The organism is Paenibacillus oryziterrae, from assembly GCF_042610485.1.
Lineage (GTDB): Bacteria > Bacillota > Bacilli > Paenibacillales > Paenibacillaceae > Paenibacillus_AQ.
Genome location: NZ_JBGJZO010000012.1, coordinates 52,723 through 76,471 on the forward strand (window position 1 = coordinate 52,723; position 23,749 = coordinate 76,471).

At 48.9% G+C, this 23,749-nt stretch carries 22 protein-coding genes; 17 read left to right on the forward strand and 5 right to left on the reverse strand.

Translation table 11 applies throughout. The annotated features are described in order from the left end of the window. Nucleotides 1-4 precede the first annotated feature (4 nt). Nucleotides 5-1,087 carry a Gfo/Idh/MocA family protein gene (locus ACAN55_RS14230; RefSeq protein ID WP_379133815.1) on the forward strand — a complete coding sequence of 361 codons (1,083 nt, stop codon included), beginning with the start codon at nt 5-7 and terminating at the stop codon, nt 1,085-1,087. A gap of 149 nt (nt 1,088-1,236) precedes the next feature. Here the strand turns inward: ACAN55_RS14230 and ACAN55_RS14235 are convergent, their stop codons facing one another. Then, nucleotides 1,237-1,959: a hypothetical protein gene (locus tag ACAN55_RS14235; protein WP_379133818.1), complete on the reverse strand. Its 723-nt coding sequence runs from the start codon at nt 1,957-1,959 to the stop codon at nt 1,237-1,239. Nucleotides 1,960-2,174: 215 nt separating this feature from the next. On the opposite strand from ACAN55_RS14235, the gene ACAN55_RS14240 reads away from it, so the two are divergent. Further along, nucleotides 2,175-2,960, forward strand: a complete 786-nt coding sequence (locus ACAN55_RS14240; protein WP_379133821.1) for a helix-turn-helix transcriptional regulator — start codon at nt 2,175-2,177, stop codon at nt 2,958-2,960. A 102-nt stretch (nt 2,961-3,062) separates the two neighbouring features. Here ACAN55_RS14240 and ACAN55_RS14245 read toward each other — a convergent pair whose 3' ends face one another. Next, nucleotides 3,063-3,965, reverse strand: a complete 903-nt coding sequence (locus ACAN55_RS14245; RefSeq protein ID WP_379133824.1) for a PhzF family phenazine biosynthesis protein — start codon at nt 3,963-3,965, stop codon at nt 3,063-3,065. A 116-nt stretch (nt 3,966-4,081) separates the two neighbouring features. Here ACAN55_RS14245 and ACAN55_RS14250 point away from each other — a divergent pair, with 116 nt between their 5' ends. Together ACAN55_RS14250 and ACAN55_RS14255 are read left to right on the forward strand one after the other, a co-directional pair. Beyond that, nucleotides 4,082-4,969, forward strand: a complete 888-nt coding sequence (locus ACAN55_RS14250; protein WP_379133827.1) for a LysR family transcriptional regulator — start codon at nt 4,082-4,084, stop codon at nt 4,967-4,969. A gap of 38 nt (nt 4,970-5,007) precedes the next feature. Beyond that, a complete protein-coding gene (locus ACAN55_RS14255) occupies nt 5,008-6,297 on the forward strand; it encodes an FRG domain-containing protein (protein ID WP_379133829.1) in 1,290 nt (429 codons plus the stop codon). Nucleotides 6,298-6,309: 12 nt separating this feature from the next. On the opposite strand, the gene ACAN55_RS14260 is transcribed toward ACAN55_RS14255, so the two are convergent. After that, complete coding sequence (locus ACAN55_RS14260; RefSeq protein WP_379133832.1) at nt 6,310-7,194, reverse strand: hypothetical protein; 885 nt, start codon at nt 7,192-7,194, stop codon at nt 6,310-6,312. 65 nt (nt 7,195-7,259) lie between these two features. Here ACAN55_RS14260 and ACAN55_RS14265 point away from each other — a divergent pair, with 65 nt between their 5' ends. From ACAN55_RS14265 to ACAN55_RS14280, 4 genes are all read left to right on the forward strand, one after another. Continuing rightward, complete coding sequence (locus ACAN55_RS14265; RefSeq protein WP_379133834.1) at nt 7,260-7,652, forward strand: DUF1801 domain-containing protein; 393 nt, start codon at nt 7,260-7,262, stop codon at nt 7,650-7,652. A gap of 155 nt (nt 7,653-7,807) precedes the next feature. Further along, nucleotides 7,808-8,476, forward strand: a complete 669-nt coding sequence (locus tag ACAN55_RS14270) for a TetR/AcrR family transcriptional regulator (RefSeq protein WP_379133836.1) — start codon at nt 7,808-7,810, stop codon at nt 8,474-8,476. Between the two features lie 58 nt (nt 8,477-8,534). Next, nucleotides 8,535-9,461 (forward strand): ABC transporter ATP-binding protein, encoded by a 927-nt coding sequence (locus ACAN55_RS14275; RefSeq protein WP_379133839.1) that lies wholly within the window; start codon nt 8,535-8,537, stop codon nt 9,459-9,461. Further along, nucleotides 9,458-10,207, forward strand: a complete 750-nt coding sequence (locus tag ACAN55_RS14280; protein ID WP_379133841.1) for an ABC transporter permease — start codon at nt 9,458-9,460, stop codon at nt 10,205-10,207. The genes ACAN55_RS14275 and ACAN55_RS14280 overlap by 4 nt, the downstream gene beginning before the upstream one ends. 151 nt (nt 10,208-10,358) lie before the next feature. Here the strand turns inward: ACAN55_RS14280 and ACAN55_RS14285 are convergent, their stop codons facing one another. After that, nucleotides 10,359-11,225 carry an aldo/keto reductase gene (locus tag ACAN55_RS14285; RefSeq protein ID WP_379133844.1) on the reverse strand — a complete coding sequence of 289 codons (867 nt, stop codon included), beginning with the start codon at nt 11,223-11,225 and terminating at the stop codon, nt 10,359-10,361. Between the two features lie 288 nt (nt 11,226-11,513). Between ACAN55_RS14285 and ACAN55_RS14290 the strand changes: the two genes are divergently transcribed. From ACAN55_RS14290 to ACAN55_RS14310, 5 genes are all read left to right on the forward strand, one after another. Then, the gene (locus ACAN55_RS14290; RefSeq protein WP_379133846.1) at nt 11,514-11,906 is read left to right on the forward strand and encodes a nuclear transport factor 2 family protein; all 393 of its coding nucleotides are present in this window, start codon (nt 11,514-11,516) and stop codon (nt 11,904-11,906) included. A 73-nt stretch (nt 11,907-11,979) separates the two neighbouring features. Next, nucleotides 11,980-13,164: an NAD(P)/FAD-dependent oxidoreductase gene (locus ACAN55_RS14295; RefSeq protein WP_379133849.1), complete on the forward strand. Its 1,185-nt coding sequence runs from the start codon at nt 11,980-11,982 to the stop codon at nt 13,162-13,164. Between the two features lie 64 nt (nt 13,165-13,228). Further along, on the forward strand, nt 13,229-14,095 hold the full coding sequence (gene sigJ, locus ACAN55_RS14300; protein WP_379133851.1) for an RNA polymerase sigma factor SigJ: 867 nt from the start codon (nt 13,229-13,231) through the stop codon (nt 14,093-14,095). Nucleotides 14,096-14,347: 252 nt separating this feature from the next. After that, nucleotides 14,348-14,785, forward strand: coding sequence for a LytTR family DNA-binding domain-containing protein (locus tag ACAN55_RS14305; RefSeq protein ID WP_379133854.1), 438 nt, complete (start codon nt 14,348-14,350; stop codon nt 14,783-14,785). A gap of 12 nt (nt 14,786-14,797) precedes the next feature. Beyond that, entirely contained in the window at nt 14,798-15,274 is a 477-nt protein-coding gene (locus tag ACAN55_RS14310) for a hypothetical protein (protein ID WP_379133857.1), read from the forward strand. Here ACAN55_RS14310 and ACAN55_RS14315 read toward each other — a convergent pair whose 3' ends face one another. Next, a complete protein-coding gene (locus ACAN55_RS14315) occupies nt 15,275-16,522 on the reverse strand; it encodes a S8 family peptidase (protein WP_379133859.1) in 1,248 nt (415 codons plus the stop codon). A gap of 223 nt (nt 16,523-16,745) precedes the next feature. On the opposite strand from ACAN55_RS14315, the gene ACAN55_RS14320 reads away from it, so the two are divergent. From ACAN55_RS14320 to ACAN55_RS14335, 4 genes are all read left to right on the forward strand, one after another. Then, on the forward strand, nt 16,746-17,051 hold the full coding sequence (locus tag ACAN55_RS14320; protein WP_379133862.1) for a hypothetical protein: 306 nt from the start codon (nt 16,746-16,748) through the stop codon (nt 17,049-17,051). A gap of 230 nt (nt 17,052-17,281) precedes the next feature. Next, on the forward strand, nt 17,282-20,845 hold the full coding sequence (locus ACAN55_RS14325) for a PAS domain S-box protein (protein ID WP_379133865.1): 3,564 nt from the start codon (nt 17,282-17,284) through the stop codon (nt 20,843-20,845). 1 nt (nt 20,846) lies between these two features. Then, a complete protein-coding gene (locus tag ACAN55_RS14330; protein ID WP_379133867.1) occupies nt 20,847-21,941 on the forward strand; it encodes a response regulator in 1,095 nt (364 codons plus the stop codon). A 168-nt stretch (nt 21,942-22,109) separates the two neighbouring features. Beyond that, nucleotides 22,110-23,540, forward strand: a complete 1,431-nt coding sequence (locus ACAN55_RS14335; RefSeq protein WP_379133869.1) for an NAD(P)-binding domain-containing protein — start codon at nt 22,110-22,112, stop codon at nt 23,538-23,540. Nucleotides 23,541-23,749 lie beyond the last annotated feature (209 nt).

Sequence of the window (23,749 nt, forward strand, 5' to 3'; positions counted from 1 at the left end):
AGAGATGGGTAAAACGTATCGGCTTGGGATTATCGGATGTGGAGGAATCGCTAACGGGAAACATCTTCCAAGCTTAAGCAAACTGAAGAATGTTGAAATCGCTGCCTTTTGTGATATCATCCCGGAACGGGCTGAAGAAGCGGCGCAGCAATATGGAATTGAAAGCGCTAAAGTATACACGGACTATAAAGAGCTGCTTGAAGACAGCACGCTTGACATTATTCATGTGCTGACACCGAACGAATCCCACGCGGAAATCTCTATTGCTTCACTGGAATCAGGCAAGCATGTGATGTGTGAGAAGCCGATGGCCAAAACAGCGGCAGATGCGCAGAGAATGGTGGAGGCCGCCAAACGGACAGGCAAGAAGCTTACGATAGGTTACAACAACCGTTTCCGGGAAGATAGCCTATTCCTCAAAAAGCTATGCGAGACCGGAGAATTGGGCCATATCTATTATGCCAAAGCCCATGCCATCCGGCGCAGAGCCGTGCCGACCTGGGGCGTGTTCCTTGATGAAGAGAAGCAAGGAGGCGGGCCGCTTATCGATATCGGGACTCACGCGCTGGATCTGACCTTATGGATGATGGACAATTATAAACCTAAAGTCGTCCTCGGAACCAAGTATCATGAATTATCACAGAGGGAGAATGCCGCCAATGCCTGGGGACCCTGGGATCCGGCGAAATTCAAGGTGGAGGATTCGGCCTTTGGCATGATTGTGATGGAGAATGGGGCAACCATTATGCTCGAATCCAGCTGGGCACTGAACTCCCTGGAGGTGGATGAAGCCAAGTGCAGTTTGAGCGGAACGGAAGCAGGGGCAGATATGAAGAACGGCCTGCGGATTAACGGAGAACAACTGGGCCGTTTATATACGAAGGAGATAGAATTGAGCGCTGGCGGAGTAGCATTCTATGATGGCAATGAGGAAAGTGCACCCGATCTGGAGATGAGAAAATGGCTGGAAGCCATTGAACAGGATAAGGATCCGGTGGTGCTCCCAGAACAAGCTTATGTGGTCTCGTTAATTCTGGAAGCACTATATGAATCGGCACGCACAGGTAAAGCGGTATACTTCGATTAACCCTCCATAACGGAAGACGCCTTTACTGAAGGCGTCTTTTTTAAGTCGGCAGAACAAATCGGTGACAGTGGGATCAAGCTGGTCGAAGGATCGGGTGGTAGAGATATGGATTTACTGCAATTCAGCAGATCATTCAGATTACAGTTGCCTTATAATTTCCTGGAATTTCGTTGTACTCGATACCCTAACCCGCACAGAATCAATACTACCAAGGCACCTCCAGCAGTAATTGCGATGTTCCGTACGTTGGGAACGTTGATTTCCGCCTCGAAAATATTAGGTTCAAAGAGTTCCAGATTCCATACCAAGGTTCGACCGCTATCCAGTAATTCATCCGCATTGTTCTCTCCCGGCTTGATCGGCAGGGTGAGCAGAAATTTAAAGTCCAGCTGACTGCCGATAAGACCCTTCACAAGAGAGGACATGCCGGAGAGCTTCTCAGTCCAATCACCACTGTTTTCGGGCATTAGCTGCTTGAAATCAATGGTTACGGCAAGCTTCTGTTTGGTAAAGAACCAAGTTGAGGTAGATGTGCGTTTCACAACTACGCCTTTAGGTACCTCCATGTTCTCATCCATGTTGCGCATGTTCATCGAACGGGAAGCTGAGAAACCGGATATTCCATCCTTTGAATAAGGGGTGACGTCCATGCCGCTGTTTCGAAGAGAAGCAGCCATATCACTCATCAGGTCAGGCTTGCCAATCAGGGACAGTGACTTATCGGAAATTCCCAGATCCATGTTCAAATCGGCGGTTCCGTTCCGGTGAATCGTTAAATGGGCATTTCCCTGCGCGCACGATGAGAGTAAGAGTGCGCAGATGATGATTAAGCATGTCCGGACACATATGCTGCGGTATACATACGACTTCACCCTAAGTCACCTTTTTCCAATAAATTCATGATTACTTTACTATGGATTTATTATATCGTGCTGATTTCCATTCGGGCAAATGTTGCACTTCAGAGTAGTCAGGCAGCGGAAATCCCTTTAATATAGAGGATGCAACCTGTGGTTGACACATTGTCAGCTTCGCTTGGTAGTCAGAAATGCCTCCCGTATATATGATGGAGCTTGAGGTGATAAGAATGGATTTTGCGGATAAGCTGCAAACCTACAGAAAGCAAAAGGGAATGTCTCAGGAGAATTTGGCGGATGTCATTGGTGTATCCCGCCAGGCGGTTTCGAAGTGGGAATCGGGGCAATCGTATCCGGAGATGGATAAAATGATCGCGCTCAGCGAACTGTTCGCCGTTAGCCTGGATCATCTGGTCAAGAATATCCCCCTCACGGACAAAGAAGTGGAACCTGCAACAAGAATAACTTCACTCGATTCGCGGTCATTGCTTCATTATGAGTACAAGAGCGAAAGAACGTTGTTCGGGGTACCACTAGTGCATATCAATCTCGGACGGGGAATGTACGTTGCCAAAGGGATCGTCGCGATCGGTAATGTGTCGGTTGGCGTCCTGTCCATCGGAATCCTGGCGCTTGGCGGATTGTGCTTGGGTGCCGTTTCTCTGGGGATTATCGGTCTGGCAGCGCTGGCGGTTGGTCTGCTGCTTGCAGCCGGCGGTGTTGCTGCGGGAGCGTTTGCTGCTGGAGGCGCAGCCTTCGGGATTATCGCGGTTGGCGGCTTATCCGTGGGCATATTCTCACTTGGCGGCTGTGCCATAGCTTCCCGGATTGCGATCGGAGGATATGCAAGCGGGCATATCGCGATTGGCGATACCGCAAAGGGGGCGTACACCTTGCTGCTTCAGGACAATCATTTCGGTTCTGTATCTGCCGAGCAGGTCAGAGCGCTGATCAGTCAGGAATACCCTAACCTGTGGAAACCGCTGGCTGACCGGATCATTGCGATTTTTAGCTAGACATCTATGTAACGGATAAAGACCCGCCAGGTGAACGCTTCGTGAACAGCCGAAGTATTCTTCTTGGGGGTCTTTTAATATTTTTATTGGAAAAGTATCACATTACTCTGCCGTACGCAGCCTGCCTTCCAGCGTAATATGGGCCGAGCCGCCTACTCGGATCTCGTAGCCGGCATCAGCCGGTGTAATAGTGACATCCAGAACTCCCGGTCTGCCAATGGCATCTCCTTGACCGATGGTCAGAGAATGGCTTGCATCCGGCTTCAAAATCCCTTCGAGTACCAGATACCCGGCGAGTGCGCCGTTAGCCGCTCCGGTAACCGGATCTTCAGGTATGCCGATGGCCGGTGCGAAGTCCCGCGTATACAGATCAAACCCCGGCTTGGCGTCAAAGGTGAAGAGATGTGTGGTACTGATGTTATGTTTCCGATTTATTCCGGACAGCTCCTCCCATAAAGGCTCGGCTGCGTCGATCGCGGCATGGGTTTTGACGGGAAGAATCAGATGACGGTTACCTGTACTTGCGAGTTTGATCGGGAACCGGTCATCGAGCTGCTCCGGATCAATACCCGCTGCCTTGGCGATCTCGAGCCGATCCAGTTCAATGTCGATGACGCTCGGGGAGATCTGTGTCATGGTTACTTTTGAAATCTTATCGCCATTCAACTCCCAAGTCACCGGTACCAGCCCGACATTGGTTTCAAAAACAACCTGATGGCTTCTGTCCGTCCATCCGTATTCGGAGGCAAGCAACCAGGCGGAACCCACAGTGGCATGTCCGCAGAAATTAATCTCTTCCTGAGGTGTGAAATAACGGATACGGAAGTCTGCCCGGGGATCGGTAGACGGCAATAAAAATGCAGATTCCGGCAACCGCAGCTCATTGGCAATCTGTTGCATTTGCGTTACATTTAAGCTGCTTGCGTCCGGCACGATTCCTGCGGGATTGCCTTGAAAAGGCTGGCTCGTAAATGCATCCACATGATAGACCTTAATCTCTTTCATCTTGTGTTCCACTCCTTATTGTCGTTTGTTCCATCATATACGGCGCCGTTTCTGGCGTAAAACAAAGCTTTGTCATAGTAAGCATGAGAAAAAAATCATGAAACGGGGGATCTTCAGTGACACTGTATCAAATTGAAGTCTTTCTTGTCGTCGTGAGAAACGGGAGCTTCACCAAAGCCGGAGAGGAATTGCATGCCAGCCAGTCCGGGGTCAGCCACATTATATCCGATTTGGAGCAAGAGCTCGGGGTGACGCTGTTCAGCCGCAGCCGCAGCGGGGTGAAGGTGACTAAGGCTGGGGAGCATATTGTCGCACACGCCCGCGAGATTATGAGGCAGATGGAACGAATTCGGGAAATTGCCGCAGAGGAGAACGGTGTACAGAACGGAATACTCCGAATTGCTTCTTTTCCAAGCTTCACGGCAAATGTAATTCCCCAAATGATACAGTCGTTTCGGAACCATTATCCCAATATAGAGATCCTTCTGTTCGAAGGAAGTTATGCTGAGGTGGAGGCGTGGATCAGGGCTGGCGCGGTGGATCTAGGTTTTCTGTCTGAAGCGGAAGACGGGATCGAGATGAAGCTGCGAATTCTGGACCCTCTGGTCGTGGTTCTGCCGGCTAATCATCCGCTCACCAACCATGAGGTCATTTCTATTGAACAGATCGAGAATGAACCTTTGATCTTGCTGAAGTCCGGTTGTGAGCGTATGGTTGTGAATGCTTTTAAGGAAAAAGCACTTCATCTGCATACGCAGTTTGAAGCAGCGGAGAATTCTACAGTCATCTCCATGGTTGAAGCGGGAATGGGAGTGTCCATTGTACCTGCTATGATCCTTCCCTCTTCACCCCCCAAGGTGGAGATCAGACGGCTTCATCCTCCCCTTAGCCGTGAGGTGGGATTGGCAGTTCTGGCAGAGAATCCGGTTACACCTGCTGTTCATGCCTTTATCAAGGAGGCGGAGAACGTATTCGCTTCATACCAATACTATCCAGCACTATGATATATTAGAATAGATATGGAAGAGACGATTCTAAGGGGATGATGGCCTTCTTTTTCTTTTTCTTCGACGATTTATACAAGAACCCGTTTATTCAAAAAGCGTTCCGTACCGTCTGCGGCAACAAGCTTCTGTCGGATGGATATTGCGATATTGGCGAATATATCAATGCCCGAATGAAGAAGGAAGATATCCTTGCAGGCTTGAAAGCGATAGATTCATCTTTTACTGATTTATATATGAAGTCGTATCCTACCCGGGATACCATATTAAGCGACTGGTCCAAATTCGACTTGGATTATCTCAGCAGAATGACTCCGGATGAAATGCAGACTATCGAAGCCCAGGCGGTTATGAACTGGATCTTTCGTTCGTTTGGGAGTGCCGGTGAGCGGATGAAAGCAGCGGAGGAACTCACGGAGAAATTAGAGAAAGCCTATGATGAAATTCAGGGCAGTCTGAGCTTTTCACAGGGGATCATCTACATCAGCTCAGAGATTGATCTGCATTTTATTTCATCGTTTGACCGTTTTTACCGGGCTGTAAGCGAGCTCAGATCTGCCGGGAAGGATTTGTTCTTTCGCGGACATACCCAAGTTAATCATGTACTTGTTCCATCCATCTTGAGAAGGAAGCAATGGAGAGAACATGAACGCGACATGTATAATCACTTGCTGATCCAGTGTCCCCAGAATTTCGAGAAAGTAAAGTCTCACCTCGATTGTCTTGTGCAGATGCAGCATTATGGCCTGCCGACACGACTGCTCGATATCACTCATAATTCTTTAGTTGCTCTTTATTTCGCATGCGAGCAGGATTATAACACCTTTGGAGAGATCATCGTCATTGAAGTGGACACAAACAGCATCAAATATCCGCAAAGTGATACCGTGTCAATATTGGCCAGTCTGCCACTCTTCAGCAACGAAGATCAACAGGCATTTCTCCAGTATGCTAAGGATCCTGCATTAAATAAGCAAGATTTTAATAAAAAAATAGACCGGCTGCTCCATGAGGTTAAACTGGAGAAACCGGCATTCCGAGATGAAATCGAGAAGCAGCATTTGCTGAACTGTTACGTCGTTTTACCGACCAAAAACAATAACCGGATTATTAAGCAGGACGGGGCGTTTGTATTATGCGGGTTATCCGATGAACCTTCCACTGCGATCAACAAGCTCAGATTTACAAGCGGTTCAGGTAAAACCCAGATCTATATCGTGCGGAACAAGAAAGAAATCCTTGAGCAGCTGAAGGCGTTCTCGATTAACAAAGCCTCGTTGTTTCCTGAAATTGATGACGTCGCCGATTATATTAAAAGTAAATATTAAAGAACGATCCCGCTACCCCCGGGTGCGCACAGGCTCCAGTAAGTTCAGAACATAAGGGTTGCCGCTTCCTTCTGCATGATCACTGCGGATGTGCTCCTCGAAGCAGAGTCGGGATTTATGATCTGACACGTATTCGGGGTGCTTCTTCAGATGCTTCATCAGCTTTTGCCAGGAGCCGTAGATGTCCTCGCTGCTCTCCATCATTGCGTACAAGCCGCCCGCGAACCGCATTTCCTTAAAAGGTGCCGGAATTTCAGCGTTCTCCGGTACTGAGGCACACATGCCGTAGCCATAGACTTTAGTATCCTTGCCGGGAAAAGGTGGCATATTACCGCCGAGCAGGCGGGCGGTGCCAAGCAGCCCCGCATGGGTTAACCAAGCCGTGACAGGCGCGATGGCTTCTTCCTCCGGTGATGCGCTTACCGCAATATGATAGGCGAGACGCATCGGGGGAAGAGTTATAAATCTTACATGGACAGGTGCAATGGCTTCCACGTTGTTTTTCTCCTTTTTTTGCCCCCTGCTTTGGGGGACGACCGTATTTTTGAGCTGGTACAGAAGTTCTGTAGTTAGTGCTTTCTCTGACAGGACGGATGTGTGCTGCAACAGGCGGGTCACCGCAAGCTCCCGGGAGGCCCATTCCTGTTTATAACCGGAGATCAGCTGGATGTGCCTGACAATGACCTGATTCATGGTCTCCAGAGACATATCCTCAAGCACTGCGCGGACTTCTTTAATACTGATATCAAAGCTTCGCAGATAAGCTGTGACCTCTACTGCCAGCACAGCAGCCTCATCATACACCCGCCAGCCGGAGCCGGGATCCCGCATGCTGGAGAACAATCCCTGGACTCCCAGTGGCGCAGTGTCCGGCTCGTCAGCCCAAGCTGTGCGCAAAGTTTATCAATTCCGATCGGTTGGCTCATGCAGTGTATGACAATTACGTTAAAGGGAGCTGAGCGATGAGAACTTCACAGTCGGTAACCGAATTTATGGATCAGTTTGAGCATCCGTTGAAGCCGGAGATCGAAGTGGTCCGCAGCGTTATTTTAGAGGCGCATGATGGAATAACCGAGCAGATTAAATGGAATGCCCCGAGCTTTTGTTACCACAATGAAGACAGAATTACGTTTAATTTCCGTGGAAAAGGATACTTCCAGCTCATATTTCATTGCGGAGCCAAGGTGAAATCCGGGGCCGGTGACAGCAAGCTGATCGACGACGATGAAGGGCTTCTGGAATGGATCACCCTCGATAGGGCCACGGTGAAATTTACGGATATGAACGATGTGGTCAACAAGAAAGAGAAGCTTGTAAATGCAGTCAGGAAATGGGTACAGGCAGCGGCGCTGTAGAGAGTGGTTATAGGTAAGGGCTGTTGTCCATGTTGATGATGCAAGAAGCTACCGGACCGGATTCGGCGGCTTCTTGCTGTGTAGGCTTGACTTCCACCAGCGGGATTAATATAATCTAAACAGTTGGTTAGAAATTAGCTGGAGGTGAAGAGAAAATGATATCAGAGAAAAAGAAGGGATCACGTACCTATGACGCTGCCCGTTCCAAGGAAATGATTCTCGATGCCGCTGAGGAGCAGTTTGCCGAGCTCGGGTATTCGGCAGCACGGATTGATGCGATCGCAAAGGCAGCGGGCTATAACAAAAGCCTGATTTATCAGTATTTCGGGGACAAGCTGGGATTATATACTGAGGTGGTCAAACGGGCTGACCAGGTTGGTGACCAGGTGACGGGACAGGCGATTGCCGGGATCATGAAGGAAGATTCATTGGTTACGAATCCTGACACATTCCGGCGGTTTCTGGAAACGAATATCCGTGAATTGTATCAATTTCTCCTGGATCATCCCCGTTATCGTAAAATTCTGTTCTGGGAGGCTGCCGAAGAGTGGAAGACCTGGAACCAGATCACCTACCGGCCGGATGATTTCACACAGCTCGTTGAGATTGCGAAGGCTGCCAAGGAGAACGGTATTCTCCGTAAAGATATAGATCCTGTCATGCTGCCGCTGCTGCTCATGAATATCACGACAAGCACGATCCAATCGTTCTCCAGGTATAAACCAATGCTGGACCCGGAGGGTGCTCTGGAAGACAGAGAGCATATGACCAGCCAGCTAACAAACTTTATGATTCACGGGGTGATGGAGCAGTCTTTGCTGTAGAGGGCTGCTTTTGCATAAATATAAACAACTAGTTAGTTTTATTTAGGAGGAAACAACCATGCAGCCTGTAATTCAAACCGAAGGCTTATCTAAACGATACGGGAACCATCAAGCAGTGGCCGATCTTTCCGTACACGTGAACAAGGGAGAAATTTATGGATTTCTAGGATTAAATGGAGCCGGTAAAACAACGACCATCCGCATGCTGCTGGGCATGATCCGGCCTGATAGCGGTGCTGCTTACCTGATGGGCAAGAAGGTAGATGCCGGCAGTCATAAATTGTGGACGGATGTGGGCTATATGGTCGAAACTCCCTATTCTTATCCCGAGCTGACGGTTAGGGAGAATCTGGAGATCATCCGCCGGCTGCGCAGCATCGGCGACCGCACCTCTATCGATAGGGTAATGGATAAGCTTCAACTGACCCCGTACCGGGACCGGAAGGCGAAACATTTGTCGCTTGGCAACGGGCAGCGGCTCGGACTTGCCAAAGCATTGCTGCATCAGCCGAAGGTGCTGATTCTTGATGAACCGACGAATGGACTGGACCCGGCGGGAATCGTTGAGGTCCGGGAATTGCTCCGGGAGCTTGCGGAGGAGCAGGGCGTAACCATATTTATCTCCAGTCATATCCTGGGCGAGGTTGCGAAACTGGCGACCCGGATCGGGATTGTCCACCATGGCAAGCTGCTTCAGGAGACAGATGTCAGGGATTTGCACTTTATGCTCAGGAAGCGGCTTTTGGTGAATTCCCGCAGGCCGGAGGATGTCATGCTGCTGCTGCGGCAGCAGGGGTATCAGGTGGATATAGGCGAGGACAGGGTGCTAAGCATTACCGCAGAACATGCAGTAGCCGAGCCTGACCACATCGCCAGGCTGATGGTCCATGCGAATATGGCACCAACCTTGCTGCAAGTGGAGGAAGAAGATTTGGAGGCCTATTTTTTAAGAAAGATCGGGATGGATGGAGGTAGCGGCAGATGAAGTTATTATGGATTGCTATACAGACAGAGAATTTAAAGTTCCGGCGTTCGAAGTTACTATGGATTGCTCTTCTGGTATGTATGATTATGCCGGTGATGCTGGGTCTGGTCTTCTCCGGGTTGATTAGTTCCAAGGCCGCTCTGCAGCAACCCATGGATGTGCCAGCCTATTTCGACCAGCTTGGGATCATGATATCGATCGCCGGACTGATTGGATTTGGCTTCATCTTTAGTTGGTTATTTGGAAGAGAATATTCAGATCGTACGGTTAAGGATCTGCTGGCACTACCCGTGTCCCGATATGCAGTAGCCGCTTCGAAATTGATTGTAGCCGTCCTATGGTGCCTGATCTTCGCGTTATTGCTGTTTGGATTTGGAGTCGCAGCCGTGCATGTTTTTCCTTTCAATGGTTGGAGTACGAATACAATGATTCATAGTCTCGGAAATTATACGGTTCTTTCTTTCATGGCGATATGTCTGAGTATACCCGTGGCGTGGATGGCTAGCGTGGGACGGGGATACATGTCTTCGCTGGGCTTTGTTGTTCTTACCATCGTAGTTGCTCAGATCAGCGGAGCCATGGGGATCGCCCATTACATTCCATGGGCGGTGCCTGGATTGTTAAGTGGAGCAGGCGGGGAAGAAGTGTCCCATTTGGGATTGTTTAGCCGGCTGCTGCCCTACTTGACCGGTCTGACCGGTATTCTGGGTACGCTTGGCTGGTGGAGATACGCAGATCAGACCTAGAAATACTCTTGAAAAGAGCGTCCGAACCTCAGGGTTCGGACGCTCTTTTCATTCAATCTGTACCTGCAATCTGAAGAAGTACCTGTACGTCGTTGGATGGATAACCGTTATCCTGATTTGGATCCTCTGGGTATGGGTGAATGAGAGATGCTTATACCGCACTGGATAAGGTCTCAAAGTCCCCGTCGCTGAGCGTGATCGCAGCCGCTGCGAGGTTCTCTTCCAGATGGGCTACAGAAGAGGTTCCGGGAATAGGAAGCATAACCCGTGAACGCTTCAACAGCCAGGCTAGTGCAAGCTGCGAAGGGGTTGCGCCGTGCTTCCGGGCTAGTCCGGCAAGCGGCCCGCCTTCTCTGGCAAGTTCTCCAGTTGCCAGCGGGAACCATGGAATAAAGGCGATATCATGCGCCTCCGCATATTCAAGCACAGGCTCCGACTTCCGGTTCGCGAGGTTGTACAGATTCTGCACAGATGCAATCTTGACAATTCGCCCAGCGCGCTCCAGTTCTTCTACGGAAACTTCGCTTAACCCGATATGGCGGATTTTACCCTCCTGTTGGAGTAAAGAAAGCTCGCCGATCTGTTCTTCGAGTGGAACCTTGGCATCAATCCGGTGGAGCTGGAACAGATCAATTCTCTCCAGTCCGAAATGGCGGAGGCTAAGCTCAAGCTGCTGCCGTAAATATTCAGGTCTGCCAACGGGACGCCAATCATTCGGCCCGCTGCGTGTCAATCCGGCTTTGGTGGCAATCACCAGATCTTTAGGGTAAGGGTAAAGTGCCTTGCGGATAAGAAGATCAGCTACGAACGGGCCATAGGAGTCAGCCGTATCGATAAAATTAACACCCATTTCCACTGCCCGGCGAAGCACGCGGACGGCTTCTTCCGGATCCCGCGGGTCTCCCCACACACCGGGACCTGTCAGTTGCATGGCTCCATACCCGAGTCTGTTCACACTCAAATCTCCGCCAATGGCAAAGGTGCCAGACTGTGAAGCATCGACCTGTTGACTATTCATACCTGTTCATCCTCCCACAAAAAGATTGATAAAAACTCAACAAGTATAATTTATTCCTTTTTGCTGGAGATGGCAAATACCGGGAAGGGCGGTAGAGATTCTGCACCCGTTCAGCTTATACTTGGAAATATACAGCTAAATTGCATTACAGAAATCGGAGAAGAACTCAGCTTAGGGTGTTAGAGATTGGTTGCGGAGCATGAGGGATTTGTAAGACGGACTTAATCGGCGTGGAAGACCGTGTATCGCTTGCGGCACAGAAGCACTCTAGAGAGGGGATGTAACTTAATGAAAATTGAAGTGGTACAACAATATTTTGGGCTGCTGGAGCAATTTAACGACCGGACAAGTGATTATGAAGGCATTCTGCATCCGGAAATGGAGCAGACCGAATATCCGAACTGGCTTACGGACCATGTGGCAGTGAGCAATTATGAAGTGTTGTTCAGTCGTATGGGAGGCGGTGCCAAGCTACTCTCTTCACAGAACTATGAGATTCGGCATGTGCATGAAACGGCGGACGCAATAATTACGGAGGTAACCTGGACGGCAGAAGTGGCGCTCGACGCAGGTGTCTTCACCAAAGGGCAGGAACTGAAGGCTTATTTCTGTTGTGTGTTCGAGTTCAAGGACGGTCTAATCTATCGCCAGCGCAATTATGATTGCTTTGAAAGATTCTAAACAGCTGTTTAAAGTTGTCACAAAATATTCCCCTGCCTCGTTATATTTGCATCACAAATAAGGGGTGGCTGTAATGACGGAATTGACATGCGTTGTGATCGGCGCAGGGTATGCAGGTATTCACGCGGTTCATGAAATTCGAAAGGCATTCAAGGGGGACGGCGGTCAAAGGAAGCTGCGGCTTGTACTGATTGACCGGAATCCCTATCATCTCCGCAAGGTGCTGCTCTTCCGGCCCGCTGCCGGAGGGGAAGAAATCAAGGTGCCGCTCTCCAAGCTGTTTCCGGACGGTGTAGAGCTGTTGCAGGCAGCGGTTACAAAGATCGAACCCGGACTCCAAAGGCTGCAGCTTGAAGATGAGCATGGACTGAAACGCGAGTTATCCTATGACTTGCTTGTTGTTGCGGCGGGCAGCACGGTACGCAGACCCGTCCCTGAACAAGGCGGTATTGCGTTAACGGACGTTCCGGCTGCAGTGGCGATTCGTGAGGCTTGGCGGGCCAACCTGAAGCAGGCATTGCTGGTGCCGGATACTGAAGAACGCCGGAGACTGCTAACTATCGCCGTTGCGGGAGCAGGCATCAGCGGGATCGAGACATCTGCTGAAATTGCCTATTATGCACGCCGTGATGCACTTGAACTGGGTATCCGCTTGGAAGAGGTGCAAATCCGGTTGATCAATGCGAACCAGCGGCTGTTCCCTGAGGGTCCGGCAAAGGTTGGGCATAAACTTGAGGAGAAACTTCGGGAGTCCGGGATTGTCGTCATGCATGACTGCAAAGTGGTCAAGGAGAAAGATGGGGTTGTCACTTTATCCGATGGAACGACGGTGCCCGCCGGGATGTGTGTGTGGACACTGGGGCTGATGCCAAACCCGGCTCTCCAGGAGCTGGGTCTTCCGCTTTCTTCAAAAGGTTATGTGCTTACAGATGCCAGCTACCGGGTTCAGGGGATGAAGGGTGTATACAGCATCGGAGACTGCGCACGAATTGTGGACCCTGCAAGCGGACGGGCTGACGGCAAGACCTGCAAGGAAGCGCTCGCGCAAGCAGGAAGACTTGCGAAGATTGTACTTGCGGACCTCAGCGGGGTGCCGGCACCTGCGCACAAAGGCTACATGGAATTTTTCTGCTTTGGGCTCGGGCCTCAGCGCGGTATGGCGTGGACACGCAAATGGGGAGTAGATTTTATGATTACGGGCAAGCTCGGCTGGAAGCTGCGGGAATACACCTGGGATATGGCAAGCGAGTTGAAATAATTTGGGCTAGATAGGCAAAATCTTTAGTTCAGTGTATATAGATTAGAAAATAAGGATGGTTACGGTGAACGTAGAAGAATTATATGCGAACTACAAGGGGCTGTTGTTCCGTCTTGCTTATCAGTTGACCGGTTCAGCCGCTGATGCAGAGGATGTGGTTCAGGATGTCTTTCTCAAAGCTCATGACATACCGCCGGAGCGGATGTCCGAACCGAAAGCCTATTTGTGCAAAATGGTAACCAACCGTTGCCGGGATCTTCATAAATCGGCCCGCAAAAAACGTGAGCAATATTTCGGCGAGTGGCTTCCCGCCCCAATCCTGACGACCCATGATGAATCCTTTGAGAAGGTTGCCCGTGATGAACTGATGTCGTATGCGATGCTGGTGCTTCTGGAACGGCTTAGCCCATCGGAGAGGGCCGTGTTCGTTCTTCGGGAAGCCCTTGGCTTCGAATATGCAGAACTGGCGCTGCTCCTGGATAAGAGTGAAGTGAACTGCAGGAAGCTGGTCAGCCGGGCCAAAGGGAAGATGGGGCTGCGCGATAGTGAAGCTGTTCGGCCGGAGGCAGCAGATGAAGTATGGATCATGCGTCTGCTAGGAGCTCTGGAGCAGGGCCAAGTGGATATTGTTGTGTCCATCCTCTCTGAGGATGCTGTACTTATCTCCGATGGCGGAGGTAAAGCTTTTGCAGCCGTCCGTCCGATTGTATCCGGCAATTTTGTTGCCCGTTTCCTGCTGGGGATAACCGGAAAGCGGCCGCTTGCCCAGTCCGTCGTACGCGTGGAGATGAAGGAACTGAATGGCCAATCCGGGCTTATACTGCACGAGGTGGACGGCACTGTAACGGCAGTGCTGCTGCATGTCGAAGAAGGCCTTATCCAGAATGTGTATTTGCTCCGTAATCCCGATAAGCTGTCGCATCTATTATGAAATCATAAGTAACCAGCAGATTCCGAATTCACGGAGACCTGCTGGTTTTTTTACATACCGGAGAGATTCACACGCTTCGCAATTCGCGGAGCATTCAGGCCTGCTGGCAACAGAATATTCCCTTATTTGTGCAGCTTATCGGCGAGGAACAGCAGCTTGCCTTGAGACTATTGAATAAAAGGATTTCCAAAAATATACTGGGAATGTAAGCGGAACTCGAGAGCCGATTGCAGTATAAAAAGGAGGTGCACAATGAAGATCACGATTGAGAATGTTCCTCCAGGTGGTGAGCCGGAAATCATTATCAGATGTAACGAACCGGATGATAGCATAATGCAGCTCATTTACTCCCTGAAATCAGCATCCAAAAAGCTGATTGGTCTTACGGATCTGCAGATCCATATCATCAATCCGAGGGACGTGTTTTATTTCGAAGCTGTAGATAATAAAGTGTTCATCTACTGCCAGGAGAAGGTATACGAATCCCGGCTCAAGTTGTACGAAATTGAGGAGGAATACGGGAGCTGGGACTTCTTCAGAGCATCGAAATCAACTGTACTCAATATCGGAAAGATTAAATCCGTCAGCCCTGTGCTATATGGAAGGCTTGAAGCGCTGCTGCTGAATGGTGAAAAGGTATTTATTTCAAGACAATATGTCCCTGTGCTCAAAACCAAACTAGGGCTATAAGGAGGCACCATCATGTCCATTTCCAGATTTTTAACGTTGATGCTGAAGGAATTTCTCATCGCATGCGGCGGTTTAATGATTCTGGTGGCATTGTACCAGGCGATGAATTCACCGGATCACATTCGAACTTCAGTTCTATGGCAGATTGCGATGTTCGGGGCTGCCGCTACCTTTTATAAGAACGGGCTAATGAACCATCATGAGCTTGGAAAAAAAGCGGAACGAATCACCTTCTTCGTCTGCGTCGTACTCGCCAATTCTACACTGATCCTATGGCTGCTGATGTTCAGCACCCATCCGTTTTTTGATAAATCCATGTTCATTCTGCTGATTCTCATTGTGTTTGTTATTGAAATCATGGTGCACTCCATGATGTATATTGACAGCAAGAAGGAAGCCAAACAGCTTAACGATAAACTACATCAGTTTAATAATCCCGGAAACGGTGAATCCGTTGACAGCGATCCCGATAACAGCAATTCTGATTAATCATTTCAGAAACCGCATGTTCACTTCTCCACTGCCGCCTATGTTCGCGCCAAGCCTGAGACGGAAGGCGTTCCTCTTCAATCGTGATTTCACCTGTGACGGTGTCAGCGAAGGATTGCATTGTAATAACTGTGCTGCTGCACCGGAGACGAGGGGCGTTGAGATGCTGGTTCCCGTCAGGAGAAAATAGCTCTTCCCGACCCGCAGATAAGGAAGGGTCCGGTCCAGCCTGGAGCCGGGAGCCCGAAGCGAAGTAATTAATTCTCCAGGTGCGGTGAGATCCGGCTTCGTCAGACCGCCCGGAGCCGGACCGCGGCTGGAGAACCAGGTAATCCGGTCGTCCTTTTGCACAATGGTGCGGCGGTCATCCACGGCGCCGACGGTAATCGCGGAAGGACTAATTCCGGGTGACTCAATGGTACCGCGTTCAGGGCCGCTGTTGCCTGCCGCGATGACTACAGTAAGTCCGGCTCTGACCGCCTTTTCCACAGCCTGACATAGCAGATCATCCTTACAGGATGACAGTGCCGGTCCACCGAACGACATGGATAGAATCCGCAGATTCAGCCTTTTCCGGTTCGCTATGCACCACTCAATTCCTTTAATAATGGTGGAGTCATATCCGCTGCCTTCACTGTCAAGTACTTTGACTGCCACAATTCCCGCCTCCGGTGCAGGACCTTTGTATTTCCCTTTACTGCTCCTGCCATTGCCGGCTGCATCACCGGCTATATGTGTCCCGTGGCCGTTATCATCGTAGGGCCGTTTGCGGTGATTAATGAAATCTTTAAAAGCAATGATCCGGTTGACGGGTTTCGTCAGATCTGGATGCGGGTAGACGCCGGTATCGAGCACGGCAATATTAATTCCTTTACCCGTAAGACCTCTCTTCCGCTGAATAAGTGTTGAACCGATCGAAGGCGTCGCTATGTTTAGCGACGTTTTTTTTTTGCCGTCCAGATAGATTCTACTAACCTCGCCGCAGCCGCATAACTTCTCCAGACATTTCACGGATACCTTGGAGGATACCGAATTGAGCAGGGGCAACCGGTGAATAACAGAAAAAGCGTGGAGACCCAGCTTCCTGTTCAGGGTTCGTAATGTGGCAGAGTTCATGGCCGGCTTGAATTGAATGATTACGGGAATGAAGGAAGGTCTCTTGCCGGTGGACGTTGAACGCCGCAATATGGTTCGCAAAGGCTTGTTAATCAGGCTTTTCTGCTGTTCATGCCAGCTACGTGTATTCATTATAAATGGCTCACCTCTTGGAGCATTGTATGCAGTGGCCGGGCCGTAGGTACGTATCTATGAAACTAGGAGGAAACCTCATTTTTATGGAGATAGGTTATCATTCGTTTCAGAGAAGCGCTGGCTTGCATTAACTATATTATCCTAATAGAAAGTGGTGAAAGAATTGAAACCAACTACTAAGAAGACAGTTATGCCAAGCAAAGCCCAAGTCCTTATGGCCATGAAAAAACGTGCAGCAGCAGCCCCTAAGAAACGGAGAATCAGACAGACCTTTGACAGACTTGTCGTTCTCGCTGTAAGTACCAATAACGTTCCTAAGGATTCGACTGGCTGGACCGCGACATTAACCAGAAACAACAATCTGGTCGCCACCGCTTCGTTTGACGAATTCGGAGCTGTTCGTTTCCCGACAATTAGCACCTTGACTACAGTGTCCTATGTCCTCAGAATCCGCGATGCCGACAATAACCTGCTGACAACAAAAAACATCCCGTCAGACCGTGAGTTTTACGTTGCTATATTCTAATCCGGTCTGAATTTCATCAGGTTGCGTACGTGAAGAATAGCGGTACGGAAACTCGCGTCAAATTTAACAGTATACGCCGCCAAAGACTACGGTTATTATGTAGAATTGGCGGCTTTTTTAATGGAAGCTTCTTCAGTGATAAGTTGATCTTAATTTATTGCCGAATAATGTCGAATATAGAATAGGAAGAGTATGTTCTTTTACAGAAAATCAAGGGTGGTTTGGCGAGAATGGACAAGCGTGGATCAAAGATTGCATGGAGTGCCCTGGTGATGTACCTTGCTGCCTGTACAGCAGCTCTACTTTTTAAGAGTATTATGATACTGGGGAGTATCGCACTGATTGCGCCGCTCTTCGCTTTTTGGATCTGCCGGGAATGGATGAGAAATTACAACGAGAAACTGCAACTCTATCAGAATGTCATCGATCAATCTCCCTTATCAATTATTATCACCGACATGAACAGCCGCATTGAATACATCAATCCCTATTTCACCCAAATAACCGGATACAGTTTGGAAGAGGTAAGAGGTAGAACCCCGAGTATTCTTAGAACGGATAAAACAGAAGGTCAAACCTACCGGGAGTTGTGGGATACCTTAAATCGGGGAGAGAACTGGGAAGGTGAGTTCGTCAATAAAACAAAGGATGGCGAAGAATATACCGAAGCAGTTATCATCTCCTCCATTAAGAACCAGGCAGGAACAATCACGCATTACGTGGGTATCAAAGAAAATGTTTCTGAATACAAAAGAATAAAAAAAGAGCTGTCAGATCAGCTCTATTTCACTTCGCAATTAGTCGACACACTGCCTCATCCGTTATTCTATATGGACAGTGAAGGCAGCTTCCTTGGCTGTAATTACGCTTATGAGAAGGCATTTCAGGTGCAACGCCGGAATTTGATCGGCATGCACATCAGTGATCTGCCACATTTGACGCAGGATGGTTATCAGATCATCCGAGAAATGAAAGAAGAGGTTATGAGCAGGGGAGCTACCGATGTAAGGCAGATTCAAAGATTATTCGCAACAGGCGAGAACCATGATATTTTATATTCACTTTCTGCTTATAGGCTTTCTGACCGCACAATTGGCGGGTATTTGGGCATTATGACAGATATCAGCGATCTGAAGAGCAAAGAGAAAGAACTTGTGGATAGTATGCAATTTCTCGACATTGTGATCAGCCACATTCCGGTTATGCTTTATGTTAAAGATGCGAAGACGCTTAAGTATTATAAAGTAAATAAAGCTTGTGCAGACTTTTTGGGTAAAACTCCGGATGAGATGCTTGACCTTACCGTTTACGACCTGTTCCCTCCGGACACTGCCAAAAGATTGAACGCAATGGACCGGAAGGTGCTGGAGACCCGGCAGATCATAAGCGAAATCGATGTATTTCCAGGCTATAGCGAGGAATGCGCCTTAAGATATGTGCAAGCTTCTGTTCTTCCGATCCTGGATTCAAATGGAGAGCCTTTATATCTACTTGGCGTTTCTGAAGATATTACAGGAGCGAAGCTCAAGGAGGAAGAGCTTAAGTATGCCCTGAGCCTTGCTGAAGAAGCAACAATAGCCAAATCACAATTTTTGGCCAATATGAGCCATGAGATCCGTACACCGATGAATGCCATTATCGGGCTGGCCTATCTGGCGCTTCGAACGGGTCTAAATCTGAAGCAACGAGATTATGTGTCCAAGATCCATAATGCCGGAACATCGCTGCTGGTACTTGTTAATGAGATTCTGGATTTCTCCAAAATTGAATCGGGCAGCATGGAGCTGGAAGACACTGGCTTCGAACTCCAGGATATCATCCAGAATGCTGTGGATTTGTCGAGCCAGGCCGCACATGACAAAGGCCTTGAACTTCTCTGCTATATCCCCCAGGATATCCCTCGGCAACTTGAAGGAGATCCGCTTAGACTGGTACAGATCATTACTAATCTCCTGAGTAACGCTGTGAAGTTCACCGAGAATGGCGAAGTGGCGGTAACAGTGGAAATGATCAGCTGCATTGATACCAGAGTCAAGCTCAAGTTCAGCGTTCGCGATACGGGAATAGGCCTTAGCAAGGAAGCGGAGAACAAAATATTTCTGGCGTTCACACAAGCGGACAGCTCAACTACAAGAAAATTTGGCGGAACGGGACTTGGACTGGCCATCAGCCGGCGTCTAGTGGAGATGATGGGTGGCGACATATGGGTGCAAAGTGAAGAAGGGAAAGGCAGCAAATTTTCCTTTACCGCCTGGTTTGGAATCGGGCAAGCCGACGCATCCAAGCCGCTGGAGATGCCGGAGGGCGAACGACGTCTGAAAATTCTGGTAGTGGATGACAACCGGGCAGCGAGAGAAATTCTGACAGAATACTTGCAGAACTTTAAATGCCTGACTACAGCTGCAGCTTCCAGCGATGAGGCGCTGAATGCACTCCGGGAGAATGACGCAGGTACACCCTACGATGCGGTATTCCTGGACTGGCAACTGGCGGGAATTGATGGAATGGAAACGGTTAAGCTCATCAAAAATGGAGCAGGTCTTCTCCACATTCCTGCTATCGTTCTTGTTAAACCTTTTGGTATAGAGGACATCCGGCAACATCCAGATGTTAACCTTGTGGACGATTTTGTAGTTAAACCGATCAATCAGTCGCTCCTTTACGATACGTTGATTACATTGTTTCATGGACCCAAACCAAGCACTGAGAAGGCTGTCATTCATGAGAAAAACTACGGACTCTCCGGAATCCGGGTGCTAGTGGCGGAGGATAATGAAATTAACAGGCAGATTGCCGTTGAACTGCTGAAAAGCCAGGGTATTATTGCCGATGTTGCTCCAAATGGAGCTGAGGCGGTTCGAATGGTTGAACAAATGTCTGCTGGGAAGCCCTATCAAATTGTAATTGTGGATCTGCAAATGCCGGTAATGGACGGATTTGAGGCTGCCAAGAGAATCCGTGAACTGGACAAGGAATTGCCTATCATTGCCATGACTGCACGTACCATGCAGGAGGAGAGAGAGTTGACCATTCTCGCCGGTATGAATGATCATGTCGCTAAACCTGTCGATCCGGATATTCTGTTTACCAAAATCGGCAAATGGGCTTCAGGTACTTCCGGTGAGATCATTTCGCTTCAGAAGGTTCCCGCTTATCATCAGATTTCTACTCCGCTAAAAGAAATAACGATTCGGGGAATTGACCTCACTGGCGGGCTTAAACGTGTTGGAGGCAATGAAACCCTTTATATGGATTTGCTGCTCAAATATGCTGAGAATCAAAGAGAGACCGTAAGCAAATTGCTGGACTCCGTAAGCCGGAATGATTTCGCTGCAGCACACCGTCTGGCTCACAACTTAAAAGGCGTCTCCGGAAATATCGGCGCATTGGAAGTGCAGAATTTATCGGGCGATATCGTGAAGTTGTTGATCAAGCAGCAGAATACAGAATGGCTAAGCCAGCTTCTACGGCGCCTCCAGGTAGTGGTATCTCAAATCTCGAACGATATCAGCAGCAAGCTGGATGAATTGGATTTATACAGTGATAAGGACAATATCCTGGAGCAACATGAAGCGCTGAATGAGATTGTAGATAACCTGCTGATTGTACTAAAGGATAATGACTATGAGGCAGTTGACTATTTCAACTCCGTTAAAGGCACTTTGGCTTTAGAAATACTGCCGGAGCAAATGGCCACATTGGAGAGCCATATAAGAATGTTTGAGTATGATGAAGCTATTACTGTTCTGGAAACGGCTTTAAGTGAAAGTAATAATGTGCAGAGGTTGATGTAGTATGCCTGACGTAAGACCCGTCATTCTAGTCGTTGACGATACCCCGGATAATATTGTTTTGCTTAGCGGCCTTCTGAAAGAGCAGTACAAAGTAAAAGTCGCCACCAATGGAGAAAAAGCACTTCAGGTAGCCAAATCCTCTCCCCCCGATCTAATTCTGCTGGATATCATGATGCCGGTTATGGACGGGTATGAGACCTGCCGGAGGTTAAAAGAGGATGAGGAACTTAAGGATATTCCGGTTATCTTCCTGACGGCGAAAGAAGAGGTGGAGGACGAGAACAAGGGATTCGGGCTTGGCGCGGTTGATTATATAACCAAGCCGCTCAGCTCACCCATTCTGCTCTCCCGTGTGAAGACCCATCTGACTCTGAAAATGTCAAAGGATTTCCTTGAAGATCAGAATCAGTATCTGGAAGCGGAGATATCCAGACGTACAAAGGAAATTTCGCTGATTCAGGAGGTCTCTGTCATGGCAATGGCCGCCCTCGCTGAAATGAGGGATTCGGAGACTGGTAATCATATTCAGAGAACCAAATTATATATTGAGGTTCTGGCAACTCAGCTCAGCCGTACGGATAAATACTTGGATGTGCTTAGTAAGCAACAGGTTGAACTTATCGTGTTGTCGGCTCCTCTGCATGATATCGGTAAAGTGGGAATTCCGGATCATATTCTTCTGAAGCCGGGTGTGCTCACCCGGGAGGAATTTGAGTATATGAAGACCCATACCACACTCGGCAGGGATGCTATACTTCGTGCGGAAGTATTAATGGACAGACCCGAAACCTTCCTTCGTTTTGCCAAGGAAATTGTTTATTCCCATCACGAGAAATGGAATGGAACCGGATATCCTGAAGGCTTGGCAGGTGAGCAAATCCCACTTTCGGCAAGACTCATGGCGGTAGCCGACGTCTATGACGCGCTCACCAGCAAAAGAGTGTATAAAGAAGCTATGTCTCACGAACAGGCAGTACGGATCATAGAAAATGATGCAGGTATCCATTTTGATCCTGATATCGTTCAGATATTCTTGAAGCATCAGCACAAATTTAAAGATATATCCGAGAAATACAGAAGCGACAATGCTGACTAAAGACATGTTGGTTAGGTACCGTACACAATTTCATCAAGGTGATTTTAGCTCCAGTGACAATTAACCTGCCATGGACGTTCCAATGGGGTGAATGTCACGATATAATATGGCCAGAGCGGCAAGGTAAGCAAGCTTATCCTAAGATGCCAACCGAAAGGGCTGAGATAGATGAGTCTGGAAGCCTTGAATGAAGTAGTGAGAAATGATCTATCCTGCCTTGCCTATGGAGGTACCGACTGGGTCCGCAGAGTAGAACATCCCGAAGGTCATGTCTATGATGTTGTGATCGTCGGCGGGGGACAAAGTGGGCTGGGTGCTGCTTTCGGACTGCTGCGCGAGCGGATTTCTAACATACTGGTAATCGATGAGAATAGTGAAGGCCAGGAAGGACCATGGGAGACATATGCCCGTATGGTTACGCTTCGCACCCCAAAACATTTGTCCTCCATAGACATGGGAATTCCGTCACTGACTTTCCGTTCCTGGTGGGAAGCCCAGACAGGGCCCCTCGGGTGGGAGAAGGTAGATAAGATCCCGCGCGGGGATTGGATGAACTATTTGCGCTGGTACCGTAAGGTACTGAATCTTCCTGTTCTTAACGAGGTGAAGCTGGATCTTGTTGAACCATTTGGCGAAGGACTATATCGGCTTCATATTGGTGGACCGGGAGCCCCCGGACAAGTGCTGCTGGCCCGAAAGGTTGTTCTGGCGACAGGCATACAAGGCGGTGGTGAATGGCATGTACCAAAGATGATCGCCGAAGGACTGCCGCGGAAACTGTATGCCCATACCTCGGAAACTATCGATTTCGCGTCACTTCAAGGTAAAAGAGTAGGCATATTGGGCGGTGGAGCATCGGCTTTTGATAATGCCAGCTTTGCGCTTTCTGCTGGGGTGGCTGAAGCTCACGTCTTCGTACGCCGCGACAAGCTGCCGAGCGTCAATCCGATCCGTCAAATGGAAGGTTCCGGTATGATCGAGCGGTTCCATGCGCTGACCGATGAGGATAAATATGCTGTGATCTCCCATTTCTTCACATTCAATCAGCCGCCCACCAATGATACATTTGAACGGGCAGCTTCATGGCCCGGCTTTCAACTGCATCTGGGTTCCCCTTGGCTTCATGTGAAAGAAACAGGTGAAGGAGCAACGGTGACCACACCGCAGGGTGACTATACGTTTGATTTCCTGATTATTAGTACCGGCCTGATCAGTGATCCTGGCCTGCGTCCGGAGCTTAAGCTGATCGAAGGCCATATTGCCCGTTGGATCGACAGGTACCATGCCCCTGCTGATAAGGCCAACTCACTGCTTGATGCTCACCCCTATCTTAGCCCCGGATTTGCCCTTCTAAGTCGTGACTTGGAAGGTGTCAATCTGCTGCACGGGCTGTTTATGTTCAATTATTCCGCTTTGGCTAGCTGTGGTCTCTCTGCGTCAGCGATTTCAGGCCTAAGAAATGCGATTCCCAAGCTTGTTGCCGGTGTGGCGGATCAGCTCTTTCTGGACGACCGTGAAGAGATACTCCACAACTTCCTTAGTTACAACGAAGCCGAGTTTGTTGGTCAGTGGCCTAAGCAGGATTCAGAAACCCTTTAAGAATAAACTTAATTGTCCGAAAAATAAAAAGCAGCTAAATGGATCTGTCATGACCCGGTAACATTGGGTGTGGCGGATTTTTTTGTTTTTTTGTATATCAGAGAGTTTCTATAGGAATCACTTCTTATTTAGCCGGATTAAAAACAGGAAGAAGGTATAGTTAACTATTTAAGAGTTTATGAGAAAATAAGGAAAAAAGTGACACGGGG